5 protein-coding genes and 2 pseudogenes are annotated in these 5063 nt (G+C 73.5%); 4 read left to right on the top strand and 3 right to left on the bottom strand.

The features are described 5' to 3' along the window. Together GT030_RS18850 and GT030_RS18845 are read right to left on the bottom strand one after the other, a co-directional pair. Positions 1-265: pseudogene (locus tag GT030_RS18850) on the bottom strand (hydrolase); the annotation flags it as partial. 22 nt (positions 266-287) lie between these two features. Then, on the bottom strand, positions 288-1142 hold the full coding sequence (locus GT030_RS18845) for an SOS response-associated peptidase (protein WP_161202085.1): 855 nt from the start codon (positions 1140-1142) through the stop codon (positions 288-290). Between the two features lie 50 nt (positions 1143-1192). On the opposite strand from GT030_RS18845, the gene GT030_RS18840 reads away from it, so the two are divergent. The 4 genes from GT030_RS18840 (at position 1193) to GT030_RS18825 (ending at position 4728) form a co-directional block, all read left to right on the top strand. After that, positions 1193-1915 carry a M50 family metallopeptidase gene (locus tag GT030_RS18840; RefSeq protein WP_161202084.1) on the top strand — a complete coding sequence of 241 codons (723 nt, stop codon included), beginning with the start codon at positions 1193-1195 and terminating at the stop codon, positions 1913-1915. A gap of 61 nt (positions 1916-1976) precedes the next feature. Continuing rightward, a complete protein-coding gene (gene aroA / locus GT030_RS18835) occupies positions 1977-3293 on the top strand; it encodes a 3-phosphoshikimate 1-carboxyvinyltransferase (protein WP_161202083.1) in 1317 nt (438 codons plus the stop codon). Positions 3294-3309: 16 nt separating this feature from the next. Then, complete coding sequence (gene rsgA, locus GT030_RS18830) at positions 3310-4320, top strand: ribosome small subunit-dependent GTPase A (protein WP_161202082.1); 1011 nt, start codon at positions 3310-3312, stop codon at positions 4318-4320. Positions 4321-4404: 84 nt separating this feature from the next. Continuing rightward, positions 4405-4728: a multidrug efflux SMR transporter gene (locus tag GT030_RS18825; RefSeq protein WP_086693118.1), complete on the top strand. Its 324-nt coding sequence runs from the start codon at positions 4405-4407 to the stop codon at positions 4726-4728. Here the strand turns inward: GT030_RS18825 and GT030_RS18820 are convergent. Beyond that, positions 4725-5063: pseudogene (locus GT030_RS18820) on the bottom strand (TetR/AcrR family transcriptional regulator); the annotation flags it as partial. The gene GT030_RS18825 and the pseudogene GT030_RS18820 sit on opposite strands and share 4 nt — an antisense overlap.

The raw sequence follows: 5063 nt of genomic DNA, 5'->3' as shown, positions 1-5063 counted from the left end.
GGGTCAGCGCGGGCCACAGGCCCCGCCAGCCGGTGTCCAGCGTCTTCCGCGCGGGGGCCACCTTGCGCCCGGCCACCCGCCAGGGCTGTTCGACCAGGGCGACGCTCACCCCGTGCGCGGGCAGGGCGGCGGCCAGCGCCTGGAGGTCGCGGGCCTCGATGCCGCCCCCGGCGCCATGGCCGACGGCCAGGACGAGGCGGGGCTCGGGCGCGTGGTGCCAGGTGACGCGCGCGGTCCCGGCCTCGGTCTCGACGGTCTCGGTCACATCGGCGGAAGTGGGGCTCACGTCAGAAGAGTGTGCCCTCCTCCGGCCCTTCCAGCTCCTTCAGCAGCTCCGGGCCGTTGTTGCGGACGTTGCTGACGGCCGTCGACACCGGGTAGGCCCGCATCAGGCCCCCGGGCGGCGGGGCCAGCAGCTCCCGCAGCTCCTCGGGGTCGGTGCGGGCGGGGTCCAGCCAGGCGTCCCAGCGGTCCGGGGTCAGCATCAGGGGCATCCGGGGGTGGATGTCGGCGAGCGAGCCGGGGCCCTCGGCGGGGGCGACGGCCAGCGGACCCTGCTCGGCCTCGGTGGTGATCACCGAGCAGGTCGCCCACCAGGCGCCGGGGTGGTCGTCGGGCAGGGTGCGGTCGCGCCAGAACTCGTACAGCCCGGCCATGGCGAACACCGAGCCGTCGGCGGGGGTCACGAAGTACGGCTGCTTGCGCGCCCTTTTCTTCTTGCCCTCGACCTCCAGATCGCGCTCCTGCTCCCCGGTGACCCACTCGTAGTAGCCGTCGGCGGGCAGGATGCAGCGGCGGGCGGCGAAGGCGCGGCGGTAGGCCGGCTTCTCGTGCACGGTCTCCGCGCGGGCGTTGATCATCCGGGCGGCGCCCTCGGGCGTCTTGGCCCAGGACGGCACCAGTCCCCACTTCAGCCGGCGCAGCTGGCGAACCGGACGCCTGTCGGCGGCGTCTTTCAGCGGACGGTCCAGGACCGCGTAGACCTCCTTGGTCGGGGCCACGTTGTAGTCCGGCGCCAGGGTCTCCTCGGGTTCCGGGGTACGGTCACCCCCTTCCGCGGGGGCAAGGGGGACCCCCACCTCGACGTCGAAGACTCCCGCGAGATCCTCTGGGCTACGACTGGCCGCATACCGTCCGCACATACCAGCCACAGTGCCAGAGTCCGTCCGACGACAGGGAGCCACCCGCAGACATGGACAGCAACACGACCACCGCGCTGCCCGACCTCTGGGACCGGCTCAGCGGCACCCAGCCCGGTCCCGACCTGTGGGTGGTCCTCGCCACCCTGGCCGCCGCGCTCGCCGTGGTCGCCCCGCACCCGGTGTGGCGGGTGGCCCGGAACGCGATCACCATCGCGCACGAGGGCGGCCACGGACTGGTCGCGCTCGTCACCGGCCGGAAGCTGACCGGGATACGGCTGCACTCCGACACCAGCGGCCTCACGGTCAGCCGGGGCAAGCCGTACGGGCTCGGCATGATCCTCACGGCCGCCGCGGGCTACACCGCGCCCTCGCTGCTCGGGCTCGGTGGGGCCGCGCTGCTGGCCGCCGGGCGCATCACCCTGCTGCTGTGGGTGGCGACCGCCCTGCTGCTGGCGATGCTGGTGATGATCCGCAACGCCTACGGGGTGCTGACCGTGGTGCTGACCGGTGGGGCCTTCCTGCTGGTGTCGTGGCTGGCCGGACCGCAGGTGCAGGCGGCGTTCGCGTACGCGGTGGTGTGGTTCCTGCTGCTGGGCGGGGTGCGTCCGCCTTTCGAGCTGCAGGCCAAGCGCAGGCGGGGCGGCGCCGGGGACTCGGACGCGGACCAGTTGTCCCGGCTCACCCATGTGCCGGCCGGGCTGTGGCTGTTCCTGTTCCACGCGGTGTCGCTGTGCTCGCTGATCGGCGGCGGGCAGTGGCTGTTGCGGCTCTGAGCCGCCGCCGGGCGGGTTCGATCAAGATCTGGGTGCGGTCCCAGCCACTAAAGTGGGGCGCATGACCGTGAACCCCGCTCACACCGCCCTCTGGCCCGCCCCGCACGCGACCGGAGCCGTCGACGCGACGGTCCACGTGCCCGGTTCCAAATCGGTCACCAACCGGGCCCTGGTGCTGGCGGCCCTCGCCTCCGAGCCGGGCTGGCTGCGCCGTCCGCTGCGCTCGCGGGACACCCTGCTGATGGCGGGGGCGCTGCGCGCGATGGGCGTGGAGATCGAGGAGGGCGTCGGCCCGGACGGCTCCGGAGAGGCGTGGCGGGTGCTGCCGACGGAGTTGCGCGGTCCGGCCACGGTGGACGTCGGCAACGCGGGCACGGTCATGCGCTTCTTGCCGCCGGTCGCCGCGCTGGCCGACGGGCCGGTCCGCTTCGACGGCGATCCCCGCTCCTACGAGCGCCCGCTGCACGGCGTCATCGACGCGCTCAGGGTTCTGGGCGCCCGGATCGACGACGACGGCCGGGGCGCGCTGCCGCTGACCGTGCACGGCGGCGGGGCGCTGGAGGGCGGCCCGGTGTCGGTGGACGCGTCCTCGTCGTCCCAGTTCGTCTCGGCGCTGCTGCTGTCCGCGCCGCGCTTCAACCAGGGTGTGGAGGTCCGCCACACCGGTGCGACCCTGCCCTCGCTCCCCCACATCCGGATGACGGTGGACATGCTGCGCGCGGTCGGCGCCCAGGTCGACACCCCGGAGGCCGGCGGCGAGCCGAACGTGTGGCGGGTGACGCCGGGCGCGCTGCTGGGCCGGGACCTGACGGTCGAGCCGGACCTGTCCAACGCCCAGCCGTTCCTGGCGGCCGCCCTGGTCACCGGCGGCAAGGTGACGATCCCGGACTGGCCGGAGCGCACCACCCAGCCGGGTGACCGGCTGCGGGAGATTTTCACCGAGATGGGTGGCTCCTGCGAGCTGACCGAGTACGGGCTGGTGTTCTCCGGTTCCGGCGCGGTGCACGGCATCGACGTGGACCTGGGCGACGTCGGCGAGCTGACCCCCGGCATCGCCGCGGTCGCCGCCCTCGCCGACTCCCCGTCCACCCTGCGGGGCGTGGCCCACCTCCGGCTGCACGAGACGGACCGGCTGGCCGCGCTCACCAAGGAGATCAACGAACTCGGCGGCGACGTCACCGAGACCGCCGACGGCCTGCACATCCGCCCGCGTCCGCTGCACGGCGGTGTGTTCCACACCTACGACGACCACCGGATGGCGACGGCGGGCGCGATCATCGGACTGGCCGTGCCGGGGGTGCGGATCGAGAACGTGGCGACGACGGCGAAGACCCTCCCGGACTTTCCCGAGCTGTGGGCCGGGATGCTCGGTAACTGACGGGCGGGACGAGATCATGCGCCGCTACGGCAAGCACACCGACGAGGACGACATCCGCACGCGTCCCAACCGCAAGGGCAACCGCCCGCGGACGAACATCCGGCCCAAGCACGAGGACGCGGCGGAGGGCATGGTCCTCACCGTCGACCGGGGCCGGCTGACCTGCCTGGTCGAGGGGCGGACGATCACCGCCATGAAGGCCCGCGAGCTGGGCCGCAAGGCGGCCGTGGTGGGCGACCGGGTCTCGCTGGTGGGTGACCTGTCGGGCCAGAAGGACACCCTCGCGCGGATCGTGCGCATCGGGGAGCGCTCCTCCCTGCTGCGCCGCACCGCCGACGACGACGACCCCTACGAGCGCGTCGTGGTGGCCAACGCCGACCAGCTCGCCATCGTCACCGCCCTCGCGGACCCCGAGCCCCGCCCCCGGCTGATCGACCGCTGCCTGGTCGCGGCCTTCGACGGCGGCCTGACGCCCCTGCTGGTCCTGACCAAGTCGGACCTGGCCTCCCCGGACAAGCTGCTGGAGCTGTACGGCGATCTGGACATCCCCTATGTGGTGACCAGCCGCGAGGAGCTGGAGAACGGCGACGCCGCCGACCGGGTCCGCGAGCAGCTGGACGGGAAGACAACGGCGTTCGTCGGCCACTCCGGCGTCGGCAAGACCACCCTGGTCAACGCGCTGGTGCCGGAGGATCTCCGGCGTACGACGGGCCATGTCAACGCGGTGACCGGCCGGGGCCGGCACACCACGACCTCCGCGCTGGCGCTCCCCCTCGGCGGCGGCACCGGCTGGGTGGTCGACACACCGGGCGTACGGTCCTTCGGGCTGGCGCACATCGACCCCTCGCGGGTGATCAACGCCTTCCCGGACCTGGTGCCGGGGACGGCCGGCTGCCCGCGCGCGTGCAGCCACGACGAACCGGACTGCGCGCTGGACGCCTGGGTGGCCGAGGGGCACGCGCGCCAGGCCCGGCTGTACTCGCTGCGCCGGCTGCTGGCGACCAGGGAGCGCAGGGAGGGCGACTGAGGCTCGCGTGGTTTGCCGGGGTGCGCGTTCGGTAAGTGCATAATCGCACCGAGCCGGAGATCCGGACCTACGGGAGGACAGCGCATGGCGTGGCTGCTGGTCATCGTCGCCGGGCTTCTGGAGACCGGTTTCGCCGTGTGCCTGAAGCTGTCCCACGGATTCACCCGGCTCTGGCCGACCATCGCCTTCGCCTCCTTCGCCCTCGGCAGCTTCGGCCTGCTGACCCTGGCCCTGAAGAAGCTCGACGTCGGCCCGGCCTACGCGGTGTGGACCGGCATCGGCGCGGCGGGCACGGCGATCTACGGCATGGTCTTCCTCGGCGACCTGGTCTCCACCCTGAAGATCGTCTCCATCTCCCTGGTGATCGTCGGTGTGATCGGTCTCCAGCTGTCGGGGTCGGCGCACTAACTCTCGAAGTCCCGGTGCAGGGCGTGGTGGACGAGCGCCCCCGTGCCGCCCTCGTCGGCCGGGGCCGCCACGCAGGACAGGCCGAGGCGGAGGGCGAGTTCGCAGGCGAAGGCCAGCCGGGCGGTGTCGGACGCGGGGGTGCCGGGTGCGGCGAGGACGGCCACGGCCCGGTCGCGCACCATCCGCAGGAAGTCTCCGGGTGCGGGCAGCGGCCCGTCGGCCCGGCGCTGCGCGGGCACGGTGGAGGTGGAGGGCAGACCGGGGCGGGCGGGCTCGGGGAGCCGCTCCGTCCAGCTTCCGGTGAGCATGGCCCGTACCAGCGCGTTGCCGCGGGC

Source organism: Streptomyces sp. SID1328 (assembly GCF_009865595.1).
Lineage (GTDB): Bacteria > Actinomycetota > Actinomycetes > Streptomycetales > Streptomycetaceae > Streptomyces > Streptomyces griseoluteus.
This window is presented reverse-complemented; position numbering and strand designations above follow the sequence as displayed.